This window comes from Sphingomonas spermidinifaciens (assembly GCF_002351485.1).
Lineage (GTDB): Bacteria > Pseudomonadota > Alphaproteobacteria > Sphingomonadales > Sphingomonadaceae > Sphingomonas > Sphingomonas spermidinifaciens.
The window spans coordinates 930,931-952,818 of the sequence record NZ_NWMW01000001.1; the positions used below are offsets into that span (position 1 = coordinate 930,931).

The window sequence follows — 21,888 nt, forward strand, 5'->3', positions numbered from 1 at the left end:
GGGTCGGCGATGCGTCCCCCTCGTCGAGGGCGGAGACTGGTGCGGGCGAAGGGACTCGAACCCCCACATCTTGCGATACTGGAACCTAAATCCAGCGCGTCTACCAGTTCCGCCACGCCCGCATGAGAGAGGACACCGCCGGTCAAGCGCGGCTCTATAGCAGCAAGCGGTTCGCAGACAAGGGTAAGGGCAACCAGCGCCCGCGGCGATCGTTGGCATCGAAGAAGGAGAACCGAATTGCCCGTCGAGCCCCCCATCCCCGAAGCGCCCGAACCCTCGCAGCCCGACCAACCCACCGCGCCCCCGCCCGAGGCGCCGCCACAGCCAGGCACACCGGCCGAGCCCGGGGCGCCGGGCGTTCCCGAGACACCGCCCGCGGAAACGCCGCCGATCGGGCCTGACATCGACATCCCCTCGCCCCAGCCCGGCGGCCCCGGAATTGCACCGGGGCAGCCGGTGGCGTGACCGCAGGGACGGGGTGACGCATGGCCGTCACCCCGCTATGCGCGCGCCCATGCCGACGCTCCCCGACCTCGCCGACGAACATGCCTTCCTCGACGCCGACGACCGCTATCGCCTGCTGATCGACCTCGGCCGCGCGCTGGAGCCGATGCCCGACGCGCTCAAGACCGATGCGACGCTGGTGCGAGGTTGCTCGGCCTCCGTCTGGGTCTATCCCACGCCGCGCGAGGACGGGACGCTTCATTTCCTCGCAGACAGCAACGCCGCGATCACCAAGGGGATCATCGCGCTGGTGCTGCTCGCCGTGCAGGACAAGACCCCCGCGGCGATCCTGGCTACCGATATCGAGAGCGAGCTCGCCCCCTTTGACCTCAGAAACCAGCTGAGCTCCAACCGGACGCAAGGCATCCCCAACATGATCGCAATGATCCGCGAAACCGCGGCGCGCCAGGCGGCATAAAGCGAGGCCATTCCCCCCGCTCGCAATCTGGTCTATCCCGCGCGCCGACTGACCGCCTTCGGGGTATCCATGCGTTTCCTTCTCTCGCTTCTCGCGCTCGTCGGCCTCGGCACCGCGATGCCTGCCGCCGCCCAGATTCTCGACGCGCCGGTGCCCGGCCGCAAGGCGCCGCCGCCGACCACCGACAAGGAAAATCTGTGGCTGCTCGACCTGTCCACCGGCGGGCGCGTGACGATCTGGCTGCGCCCCGACGTCGCGCCGCAGATGGTCGAGCGGATCAAGACGCTCACCCGGCGCAAATTCTATGACGGCGTCCTGTTCCACCGCGTGATCGAGGGGTTCATGGCCCAGTCGGGTGACCCCAAGGGCGACGGCTCGGGCGGTTCGGACCTGCCCGACCTGCCCGCCGAGTTCAGCTATCTGCCGCACGTCCGCGGCGCCGTCTCCGCGGCGCGCCAGGGCGCGCCCGAGCAAGCGACGCCCGAGCAGAAGAAAGCGGCGGAGAATACCGCGAACAGCCAGTTCTTCATCATGTTCACCCCGCGCCTCAGCCTGGACAAGGATTACAGCGTGTTCGGCCGGGTGATCGGCGGCATGGAATTTGTCGATTCGATTCCCCGGGGCGAGCCACCGGCGAATCCGGCGCGCATTCTCCGCGCTTATATCGCCGCCGACAATCCGCCGCCCTATCAGCCGCCCGCCCCCGCCGCCGCGCTGCCCGCGGGCGAGAAGGAAGTGACGCTGCCCGGCACGAAGTAATGCAGGTCGATCTGTTCGATTTCGAGCTGCCGTCAGAACGCATCGCGCTGCGCCCCGCCGCCCCGCGCGATGCCGCACGGATGCTGGTGGTGGAGGGCAGCGGCTTGCGCGACGCGATCGTCCGCGACCTGCCGCAGTGCCTGCGCCCTGGCGACTGCCTCGTCTTCAACGACACGCGCGTCATCCCCGCGCAACTGGAGGGGACGCGGGGCGAAGCGCGGATCGGCGCGACGCTCCACAAGCGCGAGGGGCCGCGCCGCTGGCGCGCCTTCATCCGCAACGCCAAGCGGCTGCGCGAGGGCGACGCGATCGACTTCGGCGCGGACGTCAGCGCGACCGCGAGCGACCGCGCCGCCGACGGCAGCTTCGCGCTCGACTTCGCCGGCGACGAGCCCGTCGAGCTGCTGCTCGAGCGCGCGGGGCGGATGCCGCTCCCGCCGTACATCGCCGCCAAGCGACCGACCGACGAACGGGACGCCGACGATTATCAGACGATGTTCGCGCGAGAGGCGGGCGCCGTCGCAGCCCCGACCGCCGCGCTGCACTTCACGCCCGACCTGCTCGCTTCGCTCGACGCCGCGGGGATCGGCCATGCGACGCTGACGCTCCATGTGGGTGCGGGCACCTTCCTGCCGGTCAAGGCCGAGGATACCGACGATCATGCGATGCACGCCGAATGGGGTCGCATCGACGCCGCCACGGCGGATCGCCTCAACGCCGTCCACGCCGCCGGTGGCCGGGTGATCGCGGTCGGCACGACCAGCCTGCGCCTCATCGAAAGCGCTGCAGGCGAGGACGGCGTCATCCGCCCGTTCGAGGGCGACACCGCGATCTTCATCACGCCGGGCTATCGCTTTCGCGGTATCGACGGGCTGATGACCAATTTCCACCTGCCGCGCTCGACGCTGTTCATGCTCGTCTCGGCGCTGATGGGGCTGGAGACGATGCAGGCGGCGTATGCCCACGCCATCGCCGGCGGCTACCGCTTCTATTCCTACGGCGACGCCTCGCTGCTGCTGCCCTAGGGGTCAGTCGGCGACGGCGACCTCATAGGTCTCGCCCGTGGTGCCGATCGGATAGACCGAGGCGCTGTGGCTGCCCTCGACATAGAGCACACGCCCGCCCGGCAGCGCGTGGACGAACTGCTGCGCGAATTCGTCGAGCCGGTCCCAGCGGCCAAGCGCCCGCAAATCCGCATTGGTCATCAGCCGCGCCGTGACGGCGCTGCAAGGCTCCTCCCAGAACAGGTCCTCGGGCGGATGGCCGGCATAGACGAAGTCGATCTTGCAAGCGGGCTTGCCGCGCAGCGTGAAGTCCTTGGCGGCGAGGATGCGCGACCCCGCCTCCTTCGCGGCCGGCGAGGGCTTGGGCGCAGGTGCCGCCGGCGTCTCGGTGACAGCAGGGCCGTTGCCGGTGGCCGCCGCCTCCTCGGGCGCCGAGCAGCCGGATACGAGAGAGAGGGCGGCGGCGAGCGCCAGCGCGCGGCGGCGCGCTGGCCGCGGGCGATCAGTTGGGATCGAACTCGACATGCAGGTGATTGTTGCTCCGATTGGCAAAGGTTTCAAACACCACGTCATATTGCGGCCCGAGCAGACGCTGCATCTCCGCCTCGAACGCGCGGCCCTGCGCAATGCTGATGTTGTTGCCGCGGAAGTCGAGCGCCTTGTTCTCATAGTGAAGCGACTGCGCCGAGTGGCGGCTGTCGTTGCCCGAGGTAATGACCGGCGTCGGAAGGCCCAGCCGCCGCGCGGCATCGGCGGCGGCGCGGATCGCCGGCTCCATCGAGGCGTCGAGCCGCCCAATCGCAACCGTGTTGCTCTTGACCTCGACCCCGCTCGCCGCCGCGACCGCGTTGCCGTCGATCGCACCGCCGGCCGGCGTCGGTGTCGGCGCGGCGACAGTGCTGCCCGGCAATGCGAGCGCAAAATCACCGGGGCGGTGACGCTCGAGCTCGGGCACCGTGCCATGGTGGTGGACAGCGTTGCCGCGCCCCAGCACCGGCCCGTCAAGCGCGTTGATCCAGCCGAGATTGTTGGCGCTCGAGAAATGCGGATTGGCATAGTTGAGGTGCGAGCCGATCGACGAGGGCTGCCCCGCCGCGCGCGCCGCCAGATAGTCGTCGACGAGCCGGTCGACGCGCGCGCTGATCTGGCTCGCCGGGATATCGTCGACCGAATTGCGGCCGTCCCGGCGCGAGATCGGGCCGTTGATGTCGCTGAACTGGTTGCGGGCGTTCACCACGTCGGCGACGCTGTCGCCCCAATGGCCCGACGCCGTGCGGTTGAGGATCGTGTCGACGATCCCGTGCGCTTGCGCATCGCCCGCCGACTGCACCCACTCGGTCTGCAGCGTCTTCTTGATGTTGAGCACGTCCGCCTCGCTCAGCGACAGCGTGCCGTTCTGGACGCGAGTCGCGCCCTCGACGCGGATCGGCGCGTCGGTACGCGGGGTCACGTCCTGCGCGCGGTTGGTCGCGCCGCCATCGGGGATGGTCAGCACGTCGTCGGGATAGATGCGGTCGGGATTGGCGATCTGTGGATTGGCGGCGAGCAGCGCCTGGACCCCGACGCCATGGTCGCGGGCGATCCCGGCGATCGTGTCGCCCCACTGCACCTTGTACCCCGCCGCCGCGTCCTGCGGCAGCGCGAGCTGCTGGCGCGGGTGGATCAGGTCGGGATTGGCGATGCCGTTGAGCCGCGCCAGCGTCTCGGCATCGGTGCCGTAGCGCGCGGCGATCCCCGACAGCGTCTCGCCCGCGCGGACGGTGTGAGCGCCCTCAGACGGCGGCGGCGGTGCCGTGCGGCTGCTGCCGATCTCCGCTGACGAAACTGCGCCTGTCATCGCTCTCGCTCCCGCTGCCTCGGATGGCGGCGGTTTCCCACGATGGCGGGCGAGTGTCTGTAATCGAAGCGATTAGATGGGGTTGGCCGGAAGGGCGCTCGGCGGAGGTAGTGACAGCATGGCGGCTTTGGGCAGGAAAACGGAAGCTCGCTTGGGCCTGCCTAGCAATCAAGAAAGCTGCGACACAACGATCAGCACAACTACGATCACGAGCAGGAACGCGAACTGCTTCGGTGTCACCACGCCAGCATGGAGCCGATCATACCAGCGGTTCCCATATCCGAGCGGCTCAAAGCCCATGAGACACCTTCCAGTTAACGCGTTGCGGAACGACAGCTTCCAACCATGCTGACCGAAAGCTGTGACGGCCGCAATTGGGCGTGAGCGGATCGGCCGTTTCTGCAATCATCCCTCCCCTCACCCCGCCACGCGAACCGTCGGCAGCCGGTCGATCGGCTCGACCGTGATCGCGCGGAACCAGGTTTCGGCGCCTTCGGACTGAAGCTGGATCTGGCCGTGGGTCAGCGGGCGGCGGGTGCCGTCGGGGGCGATCGTCGCGAGATCGCGGACCATGGCCACCGGCACGCCGTTGACCACATGCACCGCGCGGTCGCCGACGACATAGAGGTCGAGCGTGTTCCACGCGCCCACCGGCCGCTCGGCATCGGTGCCGGCCTCGACATTCCAGGTCGGCGTGCCGTTGACGATGTCGATCTCGCGCCCGCCCATCCGATAGCGAAGGTGCGGCGCGATCAGCTTGGGGTCAAAGGCGACTTCGGTCCGACCGCGCACCTTGCCGCCGACGGCGACGATCATGCCCGTCGATCCGGTCATGATCTCGAACTCGGACGAGGGGCGCCAGGTGCCGAACACTTCGCCCGGCCGGCCATGCGTGTGATAGAGGAGGCCGTTGTTGCGCGGCTGCGTCTCGCGCGGGGCGAAGGTGCGCGCGCCCCATTTGAACTCGAGCCGCAGGTGATAGTTGGACAGGTCGGCGCGGTGGACCAGGCTGCCCCAGGTCTCGCCCTTGACCCAGATCGCCGGCGCGCCGTCCACCGTCCGCACCGCGAAGTCGCCGCGCGTGTCGCGCGAGGTGCCGATCGGCCGCGCCGTCGGCCCCGCATTGTAGGTGATCGCCGGGTCGGCATAGCCGAGCCACGGCGTCCAGCCCTTGAGGCTCTGCCCGTCGAACAGCGCGGTGCGTTTGCCGCGCGGCTCGGGGACATCGGCGAGCACCAGCCGCTGCGGCGCCGCCGCCGGCTCGCCGGCGATCGCGCGTGCTGCCTCGATCGACTCTTGCGCGGCCGCGGGCGCCGCCACCGCCATCAGCATGGCGGCAAGTGTCTGTGATCGCATCGCCTTCCCCCTCCCCGATACTGAGGTGGTGCATAGCGCGTTATCGCTAACGCCAGAAGGCCTCGCGATCAGACCGGCAGGCGATAGGGCGCGCGATAGGCGGGCGTGATCAGCCGGTCGGCGGCGGCATCGCCGCGGAAGCGGCCGGCGGCGGCGTCCCATTCGACCTTTCGCCCCGTCTTGAAGGCGATGTTGCCCATTTGGCAGACGATCGCCGTTTGCGCCGCCGCCTCGATCGGGCAGGCGGGTGTACGCGAGCGATCCTTGACGCAGGCGACGAAATCGGCGGCGTGGCGGGTGAGCGCATCGTCGCTTGATTTGGTGACCGGCACCTCGGGCGTCAACGGCTTGCCGTCGCCATATTCGGGAACCACCCGCCACTGGCCGCGATCGACCACCAAGGTGCCGAGCTCGCCGATAAAGGCGACGCCGTGGTCGCGGCCGCCATAGGGCCCCTGGCTGATCCCCACCGCATGCTCCCATTCGAGCATATGGTCGCCGAAGTCGAAGATCGCGCTCTGCGTGTCCGGCGTCTCCATCGCCGAGTCGGGATAGCCATAGGGGCCGCCGATCGAGGTCACGGTGCGCGGCGCCTCAGCCTTCATCCCCATCAGCGCGATGTCGATCAAATGGACGCCCCAGTCGGTCATCAGCCCGCCAGCATAGTCCCAGTACCAGCGCCAGCTGAAGTGGAAGCGATTGGGGTTGAAGGGCCGCGCCGCCGCGGGCCCGAGCCAGCGGTCATAATTGACGCCGGCGGGCACCGGCTGGTCGGGGCGCGGGGTGACGCGCTTCATCCAGCCCATATAGGCCCAGGCCTTGACCTTGCGCACGCGGCCGATCTTGCCCGACTGGACATGGGCGACGGCATCGGCCCAGTGCTTGCCGCTGCGCTGCCACTGGCCGACCTGGACGACGCGGCTATGGCGGTTCTTGGCGGCGACCATCGCGCGGCATTCGGCGATCGAGTTGCCGAGCGGCTTCTCGCAATAGGCGTCCTTGCCCGCCGACATCGCATCGACCAGCTGCAGCGCGTGCCAGTGATCGGGCGTGGCGATGATGACCGCATCGACCGAGCGATCGTCGAGCAGCCGGCGGTGATCGTCGTAGAGGCGCGGATTGTGCCCCGCCTTGCGCAGCTCCGCCGCCCGCTCCGCCATCGCGCCGGCATCGACGTCGCACAGCGCCACGGGGACCACGTCGCCGCCCTTCATCATCGCGCTGAGATCGGCCCAGCCCATCCCCTTGCAGCCGATCAGGCCCACCTGAAGCTTGTCGTTCGCCGACACCCGGCGGCGCGCCTGCGCCAGCGCCGGCCCCGCGGTCAGCGAGGCGGCAAGGCTTCCGGCGATCAGGCTGCGGCGGTCGATACGGTCAGACATGCATGCACTCCGTTCAACGATAGCTGCCCATCGTGACGCGCAGCATCACCGGCTCGGCAGTGAAATTAAAGCCATAATCGGTCTGGTCGCCATTCCAGATGCGCCGCGTCACCCATTGTCCCCCGACGAAGCTTCCCTCCTCGGCGCGGATGATCTGACCCCCCTCGCCCTTCGCCGGCGCGGCGAGCGCCAGGCGGGCGCGGACATTGGCGCCGGCGAGCAGAAAGGTGTCGGGGCCGATCTGCGCGGCGACCAGGCCGCCGACGGGGCGATCGGTGTCAGGATGCGGATCGCCGGGCAGCCACTTGGCCCACTCCGCCTCGCCCATCTGCCACTGGCCATATTCGGCAGAGACGCGCCAGCGGCCCATCACCATGGATTGCTCGGGCGCGCCCTTGGCGATGCCCCAGGTCGGATGATCGCGCGCGATCCGCGCCCAGTCGCTCGCCATCGGCGCGAACAGTCGATAGGGCGCGGCGAACGCCGCGAGCGACCCGTCCTCGAACGTCTTGGTGCCCAGCGGATAATTGAAGAAGCCCGTCGCATCCATGCCGAACGGCCCGAACCCGATCGCGCCCTTGCCCAGCGCCGGCCAGAAGAAGCGCGCATAATCGAGCGCGTTGCCGATTTCGGGCACCATCAGCGCATTGTCTGGACGCGCGTACCTGTCGAGGAAGGCGATAACGTCGGGCGCCTTGCGATTGTAGATGTCGGGGGCGAGCAGGTCGATATGCGGCGCCGCCACCTTCCACAGCGGCATGACGTTCCAGTTCGGCCCGCCCGACGGCCCGACCTCGCCATTTTCGTCGGTGAAGGCGCTGCCGAGCGCGGCGTTGACGTACATCGGCAGCGGCTTCACCGCCTTGCCCGCCGCGGCGATCGCGTCGATGTAGCGGGCGAGGTGCCAGCTGTGGAAGAACTGCTCGGCGCGCTTGCCGAACACCGCTTCCCAGCTGCCCGGCCTGACCCTGAGCGCGCGGACAAGCTCGACGGGGACCTGCCCCTTGAACAGTCGCTCGGCGGCGGGCGCGTGGTCGCGGGCCAGGCCATAGCTGCCCGCCTCGTTCTCGACCTGCACCATGATGACGGTGTTCTGCGTATCGACCTTAGCCAGATGGGTCATCAGCGCGACGAAGGCGCGGCGATCGGCGGCGAGCGTCGCCTCACCATGCGGGCTCAGCGCATAATGGGCGCTGCCGTCGGCGGTGCGCATCCGCGGGAAACGGCGGCCGTCGCGCTTCACCCATTCGGGCACATAGCCCGCGCTCGTGTTCTTCCACGTGCCGAACCACAGGAGGACGAGGCGCTTTTCATGCGTCCGCGCCCCGGCCAGCAGCGTGTCGACGAAGCTGAAGTCGAACTGCCCCTCGACCGGCTCGACCTGTTCCCAGGCGACGGGCATCTCGAGCGTGTTGGCGTGCATCGTATCGAGCACCGGCCAAACCTTGGGCAGGGCCGAGGGATAGTTGCTCGAATTGTTCGCCTGTGCCCCGAGCATCAGGAAAGGCTTGCCGTCGACGATCAGCGCGTGGCGTCCGCCCTTGCGCTCCAGCCGGGGCAGGTCCTGCGCGGCAAGCGGCGCGGCGGCGAGCGCGAGTACGGCGAGCAGCGCCGCCCTCACTGGCCGCGCACCACTTCGACCAGCGACGCCGCATCCTGCCCGGTCGGCAGGCGGCCGCTCGCCGACAGCCGGCCGGTCGCGTCGTTCCAGATCAGCTCCGCCTTTGCCCCGCCGCCGCGCTGATAGGCATTGGTGACGCCATCGTCGTCATAGAGGGTGAAGCGCGCATCGCGGCCCGGATAGACGCGGATCGCCTTCAGCGACTGCTTCTCCGACGTGTTCCTGATCGCCGCCCCCACCGGCACGATCGAGCCCGCGCGGACGAACAGCGGCATCCGCTCGATCGGCGCCGCCGCCTCGACCGTCTGGCCGCCGGTGTAGCGCTTGTTGGTCCAGTAATCGTACCAGTCGGCGCCTGCTGGCAGATAGACCGGGCGGCTTGTCCGCCCCTGCTCGACCACGGGCGCGACGAGGAAGGCCGGGCCGAGCATATACTGGTCGCGGATGTCGGCGACCTTGGGGTCGCTGCCGAAGTCCATGAACAGGGCGCGCATGAACGGCGCGCCGCCCTCATAGGTCCGGCGGCCCAGCGAATAGAGATAGGGGATCATCGCGTAGCGAAGCCGCAGCCAGTCGGCGAGGATCGGCTCGGCGGCGGTCCCATATTCCCACAGTGCCGTCGCCGGCCGCTGGCCGTGGATGCGCAGCGTGGGCGTGAAGCTGTTATATTGGAACCAGCGGACGAACAGCTCGGGATAGTCGCGATAGTCGGGGCTCATCGCCGTCGCGCCCGCGGGATCGACCAGCACCGGGCGCTCCGCCTTCGGCCCATGGGGCCATTGCCAGCCGCCGGTGTCGCTGCTGGTATAGGCGATGCCGCTCGCCGCCATGCCCAGCGTCGCGGGCACCTGTCGCTTGAGCGCTTCCCAGCTCGAATGGACATCGGCGGTCCAGAAGATCGCCCCCGACGCCTGCGCGCCGGTATAGGCCGCGCGCGCGAGGATGAGGTTGCGGAAGTCGGGGCGATCCTTCGCCGACCCCTCCGCCACGCCGGCGGTGTGGACCAGCGGATAGAGATTGTAGAAGCGGTCGCCCGACCCGATCAAATAGAACTTGCCCGCGGGAACGAGATCGGGCTCGGTCTCGTCGAGCCAGAACCAGTCGAATCCCTCGCTCGCCAGATTGTCGCGGATCTTGCCCCAGAACCACTGCCGCGCGTCGGGATTCGTACTGTCGAGCAGCGCGCCCACCCGGTCCGACCGGATGGCAAGGCCATAGGCCGGCTCGCCGTCGGGATCCTTCAGGAACCAGCCCTTCGAGGCGAGCATGTCGTAATAGCGCCCCTCGCGCTCGTAGCGCGGCCAGACCGACAGAAGGGTGTGGAGCCCGCGCGAATGCAGTTCACGGTTCATGCCCGAGGGATCGGGAAAGGCCGTCCGGTCGATGTCCATCTGGCCCATCCGCGTCCAGTGGAACCAGTCGAGCACCATCACGTCGAGCGGCAGCCCGCGTTTGGCATAGCCGTCGGCGATGCCCATCAACTCGGCCTGCGTCTCGTAGCGTGCCTTCGACTGGATGAGGCCGAATGCGGCCTTTGGCGGCAGCGGCGTCCTGCCGGTCAGCTTCGCATAGCCGGCGTAGAGTTCGTCGGTGGTCTTGCCGGTGACGATGAAGAACGACACCCGCTCACCGACGCGCGACTGGAACTGGACGCGGTCGTTGATGCCCGGCGACACCGTCGTCACCGACGGATTGTCCCACAGGATGGCATAGCCCTTGTCGGTGACGAGGAAGGGCACGCACACCGTCTCGCCCGTCGGCGCATCGTAATTGTGGCGGCAGTCGATCGTCCGCCCGCGCAGGTCGAGCGCGCCCTCCTGATTCTGGCCGAGGCCGTAATAGTGCGTGCCCGGCGCCTCGCCGAAGCTCGCGCCGATCCGGAAGGTCTTCTCGCCATTGACCTCGTGCGGCGCGAGTTCCCAACCGTTCATCGCCACGATCTCGCGCCCGTCGGCGCCGCGCACCGCGATCGAAACGGGCGGCAGCGAGGGCACGAAATAGCGCTCCATCTGCGTCGGCGCCTTGGGCCAGGGCTGGGCATTGACCGTGACCGCCAGGTCGCCCGAGCGATAGGTGTCGCCCGCCGCATCGGCGCGGTGCGACCAGCCGGCAGCGTCGGGCTTGCCGCTGATGCCATAGCCCGCGCCTTTCTCGATCTCTTCCGGATCGAGCGCGATCGTCACATGGACGATGCCGGGACCATAGGGCTCGATCGCCACGCGGCTGCCGTTCCGGTCGAGCATGGGCCAGGTCTGCGCCTCGGCCGTCGCTGCCGCAGTCAGCGACAGGCCGGCGAGCAGGATATGGCGGCACGTCTTGGAAATCACGGGCACCTCGTCAGCTGGCTTGGCGTCCGGCCTGCGCCGATGGGGCGGGCCGGGGGGAGAAAACCGGAGCTTATCGCAGCGTTCAGCATCGAAAAGGGCCGGTGTGGAATAAAAAGGGGACGCCGCCCGGTGGACGGCATCCCAGGGGGAGCTTGTTCATTTCGTCGAGCGTCCCAGCGGTTCGAGCTGGGCGAGGACGACGTCGTTGGTCCGCATCGAGAGGCGCAGCGTGTACCGGCCGTCGCGGCCGATCCGCACCGTCGCCTGGCGCTCGGGAAGGTCGCGGGTGAGCCCCTGAAGCTCGCCGAGCTGCGCCGCGGTCAGCGACGCGGGCGATCCGAGCTCCAGATAGCGGCTGTGCGCGTCGTTCACCTTGAATCCCGTCCGCCGCACGCTCAGCCGGTAGCGGCCGGGCGCCATGCCGCTCAGCCGCAGTTCGGCGGGCGGCGCATCGGTCGCGGGTTGCAGCCGCGTGAAGAAGGGCCGGTTGCTCAGCGTCTGCTTCGGCTGCGTCCAGTTCCAGATGAGCGCGCCGGTCCGCCCACCCTCGGTCGCGACGATCGTCTGCGCGTCGCCGGTCGGCACCTCGCGCCCCTTGAGCGCGTTCAGATATTTGTACGCGAAGAAGGCGGGCTTGCGGATGCCCTCGCGGTTGATGAGGCCGAAGCCGCCATGGAAGGGCATGGGCGGCGGGCCGGCTTCCTCGAACAGATCGCTGTACGTCCAGTAACTCATGCCCTGGGCGTAAGGCGCCGACCCGCGCAGCTTCGACAGGATGAAGGCAGCGCTGATATAGCTGTCATGCACGGGATCGCGCGGATTGTAGCTGGCGCTCCATTCGGTGAAGTAGAGCGGCAGGCCGCGGTGGCGGGTCGCGTCGATCTGGCCGCGGACCTTGCGCACGTCGGCGATCACCGAGTCGGGATTGGGCGACAGCTTGTTGTCGTCCTGCCCCTTTTCGTCGAGGAAGCCGCCATCGACGCCGTAGGTGTGGGTGGCGATGAAATCGACGGGCACGCCGCGGCGGTCGGCATCGGCGAGCAGTTCGGGCACCCACGCCGCCCCCGCGCTCGCCGGACCGCCGACGCGGAGCGCCGGGTCGATCGCCTTGATCGCCCGCGCACTCGCCGCATAAAGGTCGAAATAGGCCTTCTGGTCGGCGCCTTCCCAGAAGCCGGCGAGGTTTGGCTCGTTCCACACCTCGAAGTACCAGCGGCGCACTTCCTCGGCGCCGTAGCGCTCGCGCACGTGGCGCACGAACGCATCGACCAGTGCCGCCCACGCCTTTGGCTCGGGATGCGAGGTATTGCCCTTCCAGTAGAAGATCGTCTGGTCCGACGTCTTCATCGCCTCGGGCGTGAAGCCGAGCTCGACGAAGGGGCGGATGCCCATGCCCAGCATCGCGTCATAGAGGCGGTCGATGCCGGTCCAGTCATAGGTGATGCGACCGTCGGCCCCGCGCTTCACCGTGCCCAGCGCATCGTGGAAGATCGCGTGGAAGCGGACATAGCGAAAGCCGAGCTCGTCCACCGCGACCTTGAGTTGCGCGAGGCTGTCGGGACGCGCCAAGGTACCCGCATAGTCGGCGCCGACCGAGAAGTTGAACGACCGGTCGAGCGGCGCGCCCGCGCGCGCCAGGTCGATGTCGATGCGCCGTACCTCGCCCGTCTGCGCCGCGGCGGCGGCGGGCGACAGCATCGCAAGGGCAGCGGCGAGGCCACGGAGATGCAGGCGGCGGATCACGCGCGTAACCTTTCTTGGGGCTCGATACGGGCGTCGCCGCCCAGAAAATCCTCGTGGAAGGGCATCGCCTCGGCCGTGCGGGCGACGACGTGGCGCAGATGCGCCATGAAGCGCGCGGTCTCGCCTGCGGGCAGGATCGCGGCGAACGGGTCCGATCCCGTGGGTAGGATGCCCTGCCCGATCAGCACCGCCAGCCAGCTCTCCTCGGTGAACAGGCCGTTGGGGATGGGCAGCAGACGCCCCTTGCCCCGCCACAGCTCGATCCGTTCGGCCAGGCTGTCGGGCAGTTCGGCCGCGGCGACGTCGCGCCAGAAGGCAGAGTCGCGCCGCGCGGTCGCGTGATAGTGGAGGATGATGAAGTCGCGGATATGTTCATATTCCTCGACCATCAGCCGGTCATAGGCCGCCACCTCCCCCTCGGCGAAGCCGGTGTCGGGGAAGAGCGAGAGCAGCCGGGTGATCCCCTGCTGGATCAGGTGGATGCTGGTCGATTCGAGCGGTTCGATGAACCCGCCCGACAGGCCGATCGCGACGCAGTTGCGATCCCACAGCCGCTCGCGCCGCCCCGCGACGAAGCGCAGCATCCGCGGCTGGGACAGCGCGGGCGCATCGAGCCCGGCGAGCAGCGCCTCGCGCGCCGCCTCGTCGCCCAGATGCGCGCTCGAATAGACATGGCCGTTGCCCGTCCGGTGCTGAAGCGGGATGCGCCAGCGCCAGCCGGCGACGTCGGCGGTCGCGCGGGTATAGGGAAGGAGCGGGGCGGTCGGCTCGCTCTGCACCGCCAGCGCACGGTCGCATGGCAGCCAATGCTGCCAGCTGCGATAGGGAACGCCCAGCGCCTCTCCGAGCAGCAGCGAGCGGAAGCCCGAGCAGTCGGCGAACAGCTCGCCTTCGACCCGTCGGCCGTCGTCGAGCGTCACGCCGGTAATGAAGCCGTCCTCGCCGCGACGCTCGACCGCGGCGATGCGGCCCTCGACCCGGCGGACGCCGCGCGCCTCGGCGAAGTCGCGCAGGAAGCGGGCATAATGTCCGGCATCGAAATGGTAGGCGTAGGAGAGGCCCGACAGCACCGCCTCCGGATTGGCCACCGGCTTGGCGAAGCGCCCGCGCACCGCCGCGGCCTCGGCGATTGAATAGGCGCCGAGCGGGCCGGGATCGAGATCGGGGCGGCGCAGCTGGCGCTGGCGCAGCCAGATCTGATGAAAGGGCACGCCCATCTGCGCGCGCCCGATCCGGCCGAACGGGTGGAGATAGCGCTCGCCGCGCCGCGCCCAGTCGACGAATTCGATGCCGAGCTTGAAAGTGGCGCGCGTCGCCTTGACGAAGGCGGGCTCGTCGATGCCGAGCGCAGCGTTGAAGTCGAGGAGCGGCGGGATCGTCGCCTCGCCCACGCCGACGGTACCGATTGCGTCCGATTCGACCAGCGTCACCTCGACGCCCGCGGCGCAGAGCCGCGACAGCGCCGCCGCGGTCATCCACCCCGCCGAGCCGCCGCCGACGATGACGACGCGGCCGATCGTCTCGCCGCCCCTCATGCCGCCATCCCCTCGGGCCCGAAGCGGTGATGACGCGCATGCTCGATCAGCTGGCGGTTGGAGGGCAGATTGGCGATCGCGTAGGCCGCCTGCCGATCGACCGCGGCAAAGGCGCGGCGCGCCGCCTCCGCATGGCGATAGGTCCCCGCGCGCGCCGACAGGTCGGTCGTCCAGCCCATGCCGTAGAGGACATATTGCCAGCTCGCCTCGGTGAAGATGTCGATATTGGCGTCGACGTCGATCTCGGTCGGCGGGCGGAAGCGCCACCGGTCGAGCAGCTCGTGCAGGCTGTCGGGAATCGACGCCGCCGCGACATTGTCGTGCCAGAAGTCCGAATCGCGGCGCTCGGAGATGCAGTAATGCAGCTTGATGAAGTCGCGCGCCCGCTCGTAGCGCTTGAGCATCACCGCGTTGAACTGCCGCGCCGAGGTCTCGTAATCGCCGCCCCAGGGAAAGAGGTTGGCGACCATCCCCGCGGCGACCTCCGAAAAGACGATGCCCGTTGCCTCGAGCGGCTCGAAGAAGCCGCTCGACAGACCGATCGCGACGCAGTTCTTGTGCCAGTTGACCTCGCGATAGCCCGCCTCGAACCGAATCTTGCGCATGTCGAGGTCGGCGCTGGCCGGGCCGATATAGGCACGCAGCTTCGCCTCCGCCGCGGCATCGTCGGTATGCGCCGAGGAATAGACGTGGCCGACCCCGCGCCGCCGGTCGAGGCCGATGTCCCAGACCCAGCCCGCCTCCTGCGCCGTCGCGACGGTATACGAGACGATCGGCTCCTGCGCGTCGCGATGCGGCACCTGCATCGCGAGCGCGCTGTCGCAGAACAGCACGTCGCGGCACGAGCGATAGGGGATGCCGAGCGCACGGCCGATCAGCTCGGCGCGAAAGCCCGTGCAGTCGATATAAAGATCGGCGGTCAGCCGCCCGTGAGCGGCGGTATCGATCCCGCCGATCGCGCCGTCCCCATCGACGATCACCTCGGTTACGGTATCGACGATGTGGGTGACGCCGCTCGCCACCGCCCGGTCGCGCAGCAGCGCGGCGAGCGCGACGGCGTCGAAATGATAGGCATAGTTGAGCGGCGCGACATAGTCGGGATGGCTCGGCAGCTTGGGCGCGCGGTGCGCGTCGGCGGCCTTCTTCTGCGGGCTGCACACCTCGTCCCAATTGGCCGTGCCGCCGTGACCGAGCAGCCAATAGGGCAACAGTTCTAGCCCGTCGTCCTGCGCCGCGACCTGGAACGGGTGCGTATAATGGTCCGGTCCGGCCGCGCCGGGGGCATGGCGCCAGTGCGCGAACTTCGCGCCCTGCTTGAAGCTGGCGCCGCAATGCCGGACGAGGTCGCTCTCGCTGATGCCGATCGTCGCCAGCGTCTTGCGGATCGTGGGGAAGGTGCCCTCCCCCACCCCCAGAATGCCGATCTCGGTCGATTCAACAAGGGTGATCGCCACCCCGCCGGGCAGGTCGGCGGCCAGCCGCTTGGCCAGATAGCCCGCGGTCAGCCAGCCCGCGGTTCCGCCCCCGACGATGACGACACGCCGCCCCACCCTTTGCTCCCCCGCCCCGCCCTGCGTCAGAAGGCGAAGTTGACGCCGAGCGCGACCCGGCGGTCGCTCTGGAACCAGCTTCGCGTGTAGATCGCGTCGTTGCGATAGCCGCCCATCAACGTCCGCTGCGTGGCGTTGAACACGTTGGTCGCGCGCAGCGTGAGCGACAGCTCTTCGGTCGCCTTCACCGTCACACCCGTATCGACCTGGCCATAGGCGTCGCCATAGACCGGCAGCGCGATCTGGATCGCCTGCGGCGGGGCGCCCGGTGCCGACACGAAGTTGTAGGTCGGGTTGGTGCCGTTCGAGTTGGTCGACTGAAGGTAACGCGACCGCCACGAATAGGCGATGCGGACCGACACGCGCTGCCGTTCATAAAGGAGCGTCGCGTTGAAGTTGTGCTTCGACAGGCCCTGGAGCGGCGCATCGTTGCGGATGTTGCCGTCGATGTCTCGATAAAGGTCGCCGGGGTTCTTGCTGTCGATGAAGGTATAATTGCCCTCGAACCCCAGCCCCGCGAGCGCGCCGGGCAGCATGTCGAGGAAGGCGCGGCCGCCCACCTCCACGCCCTTCACCTCGGCCGCGGCGGGTGCGGTGATGACGTCGGTCGCGGCGGCGAGCACGTCCTCGCTCGTGCCGTCCTGATAGTAGATCGTCACCGCCCGCTCGGTCAGCGAATAGATCGGCAGGTCCTTCAGCCGCTTGTAGAAGCCGTTGAGGTAGAACAGCGTCCCCGGCTTCACATACCATTCAAACGACAGGTCGAAATTGTCCGCGCGCGCCGGCGGCAGCAGCGGATTGCCCGTCGATGCGGTGAAGTTGGTGAAGATGCCCGGCTGGCCCTGCACCGGATTGGCCGTGGTCGCCACGCCGATATCGCCGCCGCCGCGCGTCGCGTTGAAGGTCGGGAGGTCGGTGGTGATGTTGTACGCGGCGCGGACCTTGGTCGTCTCGCTCGGCTGGAGCTGGACATTGATCGCCGGCAGAAAGCGCGTGAACTCGGCCTCGCCGCCGCGCGGATCGACCCGCGTGGCCAGCTGCACCGTCTGGCCGTCGCGGATGTACGAGAAGCCGTTCTGGACGATGAAGCCCTGCGATTCGTTCTTCACCCGGACGATGCGGCCACCGATATTGCCCGACACGCCGATCGTCCCCGGCACATAGTCGTGGCCGAAGCGAACCTGCGCATAGCCCGCCCAGGTCTGAGTCCGCCATATGCCGAGATCCTGCGGCAGGAACTCGTTGGGTCGTGCGCGCGGGCCGCCATAGGTGCTGTCGGGTAGCGGCCCCGATGCCGAGCAGTTGAACTCGCTCCCCGCCGGACAGAAGCCGGCGGGCGGCGAACGGTGGAGCAGATCGACGTCCAGATTGCGGACAAGGTCGATCGTCGGCCACAGCATCTGCGCCGGCACCGCGATCTGCCCGTGAAAGAAGTCCTTGAAGGCGTAGTTGTCGACATCGCCCGGCGCGGCATTGGCGAAAGTGAGCTGGGGATCGCCGTTCCACCCGCGACCCAGTGCCGTCCAGGTATAGCCGTTGTTGAAGTCGCGCTCGCGCCGGTCGGACCAGCGCGCGCCTGCTTTTACCGCGCGGAAGAAGCTGTCGTCGTCGAACGTATACTCGGCGTCGAGATTGGCGCTGTCGAGCGTGCCGCGATTGCGCTCGTTATGGGGCATCGCCGCCGACCAGAAATAATTGGCCGGGTTGGTGAAGCGATCGCCCGAGGTGTCGACCGTCACGCTAGGAAAGGTGCCTGTCAGGTCGATGCCGAACGACGTGGGGTACGGCACCTCGCGAAAGATCGCGAGCCGGTCGGCGCGGGAGGTCGAGAGGATGTTCTGGTACGCGCCCGACAGCTTGAGCGGCCCCTGCCCCGGCCGCCATTCGAACTGGCCGGAAATGTCGCGCGTCAGCGATCCCGATCGCGTCCCCTCGACCCCGCCGCCGCTCACGATCCCGCCGCCGGTGGGCAGGAAGGTGTTGGGGTCGCGCTGGAACATCGCCTCGGTAGATAGCAGCCCGCCATCCTCGTCGAAGCGGCTGTTGCCGCGTTCGACCGCAAGGTCCTGCTGCGCGACCATCGAGAAATGCGACTGGTTGAGGTTGGTGTAGCGCGACTGGAAGAAGATGCCGGTGAACTCCAGGTCGTTGCTCGGCGCCCATTGCGCGGCGACATAGATGCCGCTGCGGTCGCGCTGGAATTCCTCGTCGCCAAAATCGAAGCCGCCGGGGATGAACACGTCCTCGGTCTCGCCGGGCAGCCGCTTCTTGAAATAGGGCTCGGCGCGGAAGAAGTTGGAGAGCGACGTCAATCGGCTGGTGGCGAGATCGACCAGCAGGCCGACATCGCCGATCCCGGTCTCCCACCGCCCCGACACCAGCCCCGAAAAGGCATAGTCGGCATTCTTGGCGAGGTCGCCATAGCTCGCCTCGGCACTACCCGCGAAATGCCAGCCGCGATTGTAGTCGAACGGAAGCTTGGTGCGCAGGTCGATCTGGCCGCCGGTGCCGCCCTCGATCAGGTCGGCGGTGGCCGACTTGTAGACATCGACCGCCGACATGAGCTCCGGCGTGACATCGCCCCAGACGAGTGCGCGGCCGCCATTGGCGCTGAAGATCTCCCGCCCGTTGAGGCGCGAGGCGACGCCATTCAGGCCGCGGACCTGGATGCCCGACCCCTCAACCGAGAAGTGGTCGGGGTCGTTGAGCGCGGCGAAGCGGACGATGCTCACGCCCGATACGCGCTGCAGCACTTCGGTGATCGAATTGTCGGGCAGCTTGCCCGCCTCGTCCGCGACGACCGAGTTGATGATGCTGTCGCTGCGCCGCTTGCGGTCGTCGGCCGCCTGGAGCGCGGCGCGGCGGCCGGTGACGGTGATCGCCTCGGCCTGCTCGTCCTCGGCACCGGTCTGTTCGGCGGCGCCGGGCGTGTCCTCGGCGGTTTGCGCCGCGGCGGGAGCGGCGATCGTCGCCGCGAGGATCAGCGTGGATGCGCCCAGCCAGCTTGTCGTTGCGGCACGTGCCTTGGTCATGGTTTCCCCTCCCTCGTCGCGCACCGCTCGTGACCGGCGGCTATCGGCTGTTCCCGCTCGAACGAAGCGTTCGAGCAGCCTGCTGCGCCGCCGTTGAAGGCCATGATTTATCAGATAAGTCCACCTAGTTGTTCTCGGCAAACCTCTGTTTTACGGCGGTTTTTGTTCACTTAGCGATTGATCCGTACCGGCTCGTTCCGCTCGCGAGCCGGTTCACGTGCTGCCAGTCCCGCTCGTAACAAAATACGATCCTCGCGTGGTCGGACGCGGTCGCAGACGGCAAACAGCGCCGTACTTCAAACGCGCGGCCGGATGGACGATAACGATGCTGATGATCCCGACCGCCGCCCCGATCCTGCTCGCGCCCGAACTGCCCGCCGACGCCGAGCGAGCCGAGGACCGGGCGGCGCGGCATGTCGGCTGGTCATGGCGCTCGGTACTCGCGGTGATCGCGATCTGGACGGCGGCGGGTGTGTTCCAGGCGGTGCCCGACATGATCGGCGGCATTCGCTGGGACGAGGTGTTCGCGAAGTTCGTCGAAACCTGGTCCTGGGCGCTGCTGACGCCGGCGATCCTGCTGGTCGATCGGGCGCTGACGCGCGCCAATCCACAGGTGCTGCGCCTTGCAGTTGCGCACCTGCTGCTCAGCGTACCCTTCAGCATCGTCCACACCTACGTCGCCGCGGTCATCCTCTATCCGGTGCCTTCAATCTGGTGGAATCCGCTGCGCAGCGCCGATTTCGGCGTCTACTTCTATCTCGGCGGGTGGATCACCTATTGCGCGTTCGTGGGCGTGCTCCAGGCGCTCAAGTTTCACGGCCGCCTCCTGATCAGCCAGGTCGAGCTCGAGCGCGTCGAGAAGCGGCTCGTCGAGACGCGGCTCGATGCGCTGCGGCTGCAGCTCGAGCCGCATTTCCTGTTCAACTCGCTCAACGCCATTTCGTCGGAGGTGGCGGCCAACCCCGCCCTCGCGCGCGAGATGATCGAGGATCTGGGCGCGCTGCTGCGCCACTCGCTCGACTGCCAGAACCGGACCGAGATCAGCCTGGCGCAGGAACTGGCGCTGCTCGATCGCTATATCGCCATCCAGAAGCACCGCTTCGGCGAGCGCATCCAGTTCCGGATCGAGGCCGATCCGGCGACACTGGGCGCGCTGGTGCCCTCGCTGTTCCTCCAGCCGCTGGTCGAGAACTCGGTCCGTCATGGGCTAGAGCGACGGCTGGGCGGAGGCGAGGTGGTGGTGACCGCCGATCGGGTGGGCGACGAGCTCGAGGTGCGGGTCGCCGACGACGGCGTGGGCCTGCCGCCGCACTGGCTGCCCGACGGCTCGGCGGGGCTCGGCGTGCGGGTCACACGCGAGCGGCTGCAGGCGCTCTATGGCGGCAGTGGCGGCCACGAGTTCAGCATCGCCCGGCGGCCCGAGGCGGGGACCGAGGTCCGCATTCGCCTGCCCTATCACGACGCGGCCGGCGATGCCGGCGCCTGACCGATTGTCGGTCCTCGTCGTCGATGACGAGGCGCCCGCGCGGCGGCGGCTGTGCGAGCTGCTCGCCGCCGATCGCGCCATCGGCGAGGTACGGACAGCCGAAAACGGGGTCGAGGCGGTCGCCGCGATCGACGCGGCGCGGCCTGACCTGGTCCTCCTCGACGTCCAGATGCCCGGCCTCGACGGCTTCGGCGTGATCGAGGCAATCGGGCCGGACCGGATGCCGCCGACGGTATTCGTCACCGCCTTCGACCGGTTCGCGATCCAGGCGTTCGAGGTCGAGGCGGTCGATTACCTGCTCAAGCCCTTCAGCGACCGGCGCTTCGCCGCCACGATCGAGCGCGTCCGGGCGCGGATTGCGGAACGGCCGGCAGCCGCGGGCGATGCCAACGCCTTCGGCCCCGAGATGCTTCAACTCATCGCTGCGCGTGCGCGGCCGGGCGCGATCTGGGAGTGGATCGCGGTGCGAACGCGCGACGCCACGCGCCTCATCAGCACCGCGGAGATCGAGCGGGTCGAGGCGGCGGGCGTCTACGTCAATGTCCATAGCGGCGGCGCGGCCTATCTCTACCGCGCGGGCCTCGCCTCAGTCGCGGAACGGCTCGACCCCTTTCGCTTCGTACGCATCCACCGCTCGCACCTCGTCAATGTGGGCGCGATCGACTCGCTCGAACGGCGCTCGCACGGCGAGTTCGAAGTGGTGCTGAAATCGGGCACGCGCCTTGCCATGAGCCGCACCTATCGCGCGGGCGTCGAGGCGGTGCTCGGCCAGCCGCTGTGACGCGGCGGGAGTCGAAGGATCAGCCCCGCACGGCGCGCGCGTCGAACGGCCCGTTGAGCCGCACGATCGCCCGATTGAGCACCGCCGCGAAGCTGACCCACGCCAGATAGGGCAGGATCAGCATCGCGGCGAAACGCGAGATCGGCCACAGCCCGACGACCAGCGCGACGAGCGAAGCCCAAAGAAACACGACCTCGGCCAGCGCCCAGTCGGGTCGGCGCAGCTTGAAGAACAACGGACTCCACAGGAAGTGGCAGACCGCGTTGACGAGGAACAGGATGACCACCGCGCGGCGCGCGCCAGTATCCCCCGCCGCCGCTTCCCACGCGATTACCGCCGACCACGCCGCCAACCCCAAGATGATCGTCCAGGCCGGCCCGAACAGCCAGTCTGGCGGCTGGAACGAGGGTTTGCGCAAGTTGCGGTACCACGGCCCGATCCGGGTCAGCAGCCCGCCGGCGAGGCCGAGGAACAGCGCGCCGCCGCCGGCGACGAGGATCGGGGTCCAATTTGTCATCTTTGCCTGTCTTGCCGCGTGTCCAGTGTGTGTTAC

General features: G+C 68.5%; 17 protein-coding genes and 1 tRNA gene. 6 read left to right on the forward strand and 12 right to left on the reverse strand.

Going from position 1 to position 21,888, the window contains the following annotated elements; all coding sequences use genetic code 11:
- Positions 1 to 37 precede the first annotated feature (37 nt).
- Positions 38 to 122 (reverse strand) — tRNA-Leu (locus COC42_RS04370).
- A gap of 115 nt (positions 123 to 237) precedes the next feature.
- On the opposite strand from COC42_RS04370, the gene COC42_RS17360 reads away from it, so the two are divergent.
- The 4 genes from COC42_RS17360 (at position 238) to queA (ending at position 2,706) form a co-directional block, all read left to right on the forward strand.
- Entirely contained in the window at positions 238 to 465 is a 228-nt protein-coding gene (locus COC42_RS17360) for a hypothetical protein (RefSeq protein WP_141395777.1), read from the forward strand.
- Positions 466 to 514: 49 nt separating this feature from the next.
- Positions 515 to 922 carry a SufE family protein gene (locus tag COC42_RS04375; RefSeq protein ID WP_176484553.1) on the forward strand — a complete coding sequence of 136 codons (408 nt, stop codon included), beginning with the start codon at positions 515 to 517 and terminating at the stop codon, positions 920 to 922.
- Positions 923 to 991: 69 nt separating this feature from the next.
- The gene (locus COC42_RS04380; RefSeq protein ID WP_096342010.1) at positions 992 to 1,681 is read left to right on the forward strand and encodes a peptidylprolyl isomerase; all 690 of its coding nucleotides are present in this window, start codon (positions 992 to 994) and stop codon (positions 1,679 to 1,681) included.
- Entirely contained in the window at positions 1,681 to 2,706 is a 1,026-nt protein-coding gene (gene queA, locus COC42_RS04385; protein WP_096342011.1) for a tRNA preQ1(34) S-adenosylmethionine ribosyltransferase-isomerase QueA, read from the forward strand. Before COC42_RS04380 ends, queA begins: the two co-directional genes overlap by 1 nt.
- Before the next feature lie 3 nt (positions 2,707 to 2,709).
- Here queA and COC42_RS04390 read toward each other — a convergent pair whose 3' ends face one another.
- The 10 genes from COC42_RS04390 to COC42_RS04435 all read right to left on the reverse strand — a co-directional run bounded on the left by COC42_RS04390 (position 2,710) and on the right by COC42_RS04435 (position 19,068).
- Positions 2,710 to 3,210 carry a hypothetical protein gene (locus tag COC42_RS04390; protein WP_096342012.1) on the reverse strand — a complete coding sequence of 167 codons (501 nt, stop codon included), beginning with the start codon at positions 3,208 to 3,210 and terminating at the stop codon, positions 2,710 to 2,712.
- Positions 3,188 to 4,522: a LysM peptidoglycan-binding domain-containing protein gene (locus COC42_RS04395; protein WP_096342013.1), complete on the reverse strand. Its 1,335-nt coding sequence runs from the start codon at positions 4,520 to 4,522 to the stop codon at positions 3,188 to 3,190. The genes COC42_RS04390 and COC42_RS04395 overlap by 23 nt, the downstream gene beginning before the upstream one ends.
- A gap of 417 nt (positions 4,523 to 4,939) precedes the next feature.
- Complete coding sequence (locus COC42_RS04400) at positions 4,940 to 5,878, reverse strand: 3-keto-disaccharide hydrolase (RefSeq protein WP_096342014.1); 939 nt, start codon at positions 5,876 to 5,878, stop codon at positions 4,940 to 4,942.
- Positions 5,879 to 5,946: 68 nt separating this feature from the next.
- Positions 5,947 to 7,260, reverse strand: coding sequence for a Gfo/Idh/MocA family protein (locus tag COC42_RS04405; protein ID WP_096342015.1), 1,314 nt, complete (start codon positions 7,258 to 7,260; stop codon positions 5,947 to 5,949).
- Positions 7,261 to 7,273: 13 nt separating this feature from the next.
- The gene (locus COC42_RS04410) at positions 7,274 to 8,881 is read right to left on the reverse strand and encodes a DUF5597 domain-containing protein (protein WP_096342016.1); all 1,608 of its coding nucleotides are present in this window, start codon (positions 8,879 to 8,881) and stop codon (positions 7,274 to 7,276) included.
- Entirely contained in the window at positions 8,878 to 11,208 is a 2,331-nt protein-coding gene (locus tag COC42_RS04415) for a glycoside hydrolase family 31 protein (protein ID WP_245843835.1), read from the reverse strand. Before COC42_RS04415 ends, COC42_RS04410 begins: the two co-directional genes overlap by 4 nt.
- A gap of 156 nt (positions 11,209 to 11,364) precedes the next feature.
- Positions 11,365 to 12,951, reverse strand: coding sequence for a GH39 family glycosyl hydrolase (locus COC42_RS04420; protein ID WP_342747285.1), 1,587 nt, complete (start codon positions 12,949 to 12,951; stop codon positions 11,365 to 11,367).
- Positions 12,948 to 14,486 (reverse strand): tryptophan halogenase family protein, encoded by a 1,539-nt coding sequence (locus COC42_RS04425; protein ID WP_096342017.1) that lies wholly within the window; start codon positions 14,484 to 14,486, stop codon positions 12,948 to 12,950. Before COC42_RS04425 ends, COC42_RS04420 begins: the two co-directional genes overlap by 4 nt.
- Entirely contained in the window at positions 14,483 to 16,036 is a 1,554-nt protein-coding gene (locus tag COC42_RS04430) for a tryptophan halogenase family protein (RefSeq protein ID WP_096342018.1), read from the reverse strand. Before COC42_RS04430 ends, COC42_RS04425 begins: the two co-directional genes overlap by 4 nt.
- A gap of 26 nt (positions 16,037 to 16,062) precedes the next feature.
- Positions 16,063 to 19,068, reverse strand: coding sequence for a TonB-dependent receptor (locus COC42_RS04435; RefSeq protein ID WP_141395779.1), 3,006 nt, complete (start codon positions 19,066 to 19,068; stop codon positions 16,063 to 16,065).
- Between the two features lie 325 nt (positions 19,069 to 19,393).
- On the opposite strand from COC42_RS04435, the gene COC42_RS04440 reads away from it, so the two are divergent.
- Both COC42_RS04440 and COC42_RS04445 read left to right on the forward strand, forming a co-directional pair.
- Complete coding sequence (locus COC42_RS04440; RefSeq protein ID WP_096342020.1) at positions 19,394 to 20,554, forward strand: sensor histidine kinase; 1,161 nt, start codon at positions 19,394 to 19,396, stop codon at positions 20,552 to 20,554.
- Entirely contained in the window at positions 20,541 to 21,335 is a 795-nt protein-coding gene (locus COC42_RS04445) for a LytR/AlgR family response regulator transcription factor (RefSeq protein ID WP_176484554.1), read from the forward strand. Before COC42_RS04440 ends, COC42_RS04445 begins: the two co-directional genes overlap by 14 nt.
- 19 nt (positions 21,336 to 21,354) lie before the next feature.
- Here the strand turns inward: COC42_RS04445 and COC42_RS04450 are convergent, their stop codons facing one another.
- Positions 21,355 to 21,852 (reverse strand): TspO/MBR family protein, encoded by a 498-nt coding sequence (locus COC42_RS04450; RefSeq protein ID WP_096342022.1) that lies wholly within the window; start codon positions 21,850 to 21,852, stop codon positions 21,355 to 21,357.
- Between the last annotated feature and the right edge of the window lie 36 nt (positions 21,853 to 21,888).

Bases quoted from the DNA above. Each gene is read 5' to 3' on its own strand.
- COC42_RS04375 (WP_176484553.1), top strand. From the start codon at position 515: ATGCCGACGCTCCCCGACCTCGCCGACGAACATGCCTTCCTCGACGCC.
- COC42_RS04380 (WP_096342010.1), top strand. From the start codon at position 992: ATGCGTTTCCTTCTCTCGCTTCTCGCGCTCGTCGGCCTCGGCACCGCG.
- queA (WP_096342011.1), top strand. From the start codon at position 1,681: ATGCAGGTCGATCTGTTCGATTTCGAGCTGCCGTCAGAACGCATCGCG.
- COC42_RS04390 (WP_096342012.1), bottom strand. From the start codon at position 3,210: ATGTCGAGTTCGATCCCAACTGATCGCCCGCGGCCAGCGCGCCGCCGC.
- COC42_RS04395 (WP_096342013.1), bottom strand. From the start codon at position 4,522: ATGACAGGCGCAGTTTCGTCAGCGGAGATCGGCAGCAGCCGCACGGCA.
- COC42_RS04400 (WP_096342014.1), bottom strand. From the start codon at position 5,878: ATGCGATCACAGACACTTGCCGCCATGCTGATGGCGGTGGCGGCGCCC.
- COC42_RS04405 (WP_096342015.1), bottom strand. From the start codon at position 7,260: ATGTCTGACCGTATCGACCGCCGCAGCCTGATCGCCGGAAGCCTTGCC.
- COC42_RS04425 (WP_096342017.1), bottom strand. From the start codon at position 14,486: ATGAGGGGCGGCGAGACGATCGGCCGCGTCGTCATCGTCGGCGGCGGC.
- COC42_RS04435 (WP_141395779.1), bottom strand. From the start codon at position 19,068: ATGACCAAGGCACGTGCCGCAACGACAAGCTGGCTGGGCGCATCCACG.
- COC42_RS04440 (WP_096342020.1), top strand. From the start codon at position 19,394: ATGCTGATGATCCCGACCGCCGCCCCGATCCTGCTCGCGCCCGAACTG.
- COC42_RS04445 (WP_176484554.1), top strand. From the start codon at position 20,541: ATGCCGGCGCCTGACCGATTGTCGGTCCTCGTCGTCGATGACGAGGCG.
- COC42_RS04450 (WP_096342022.1), bottom strand. From the start codon at position 21,852: ATGACAAATTGGACCCCGATCCTCGTCGCCGGCGGCGGCGCGCTGTTC.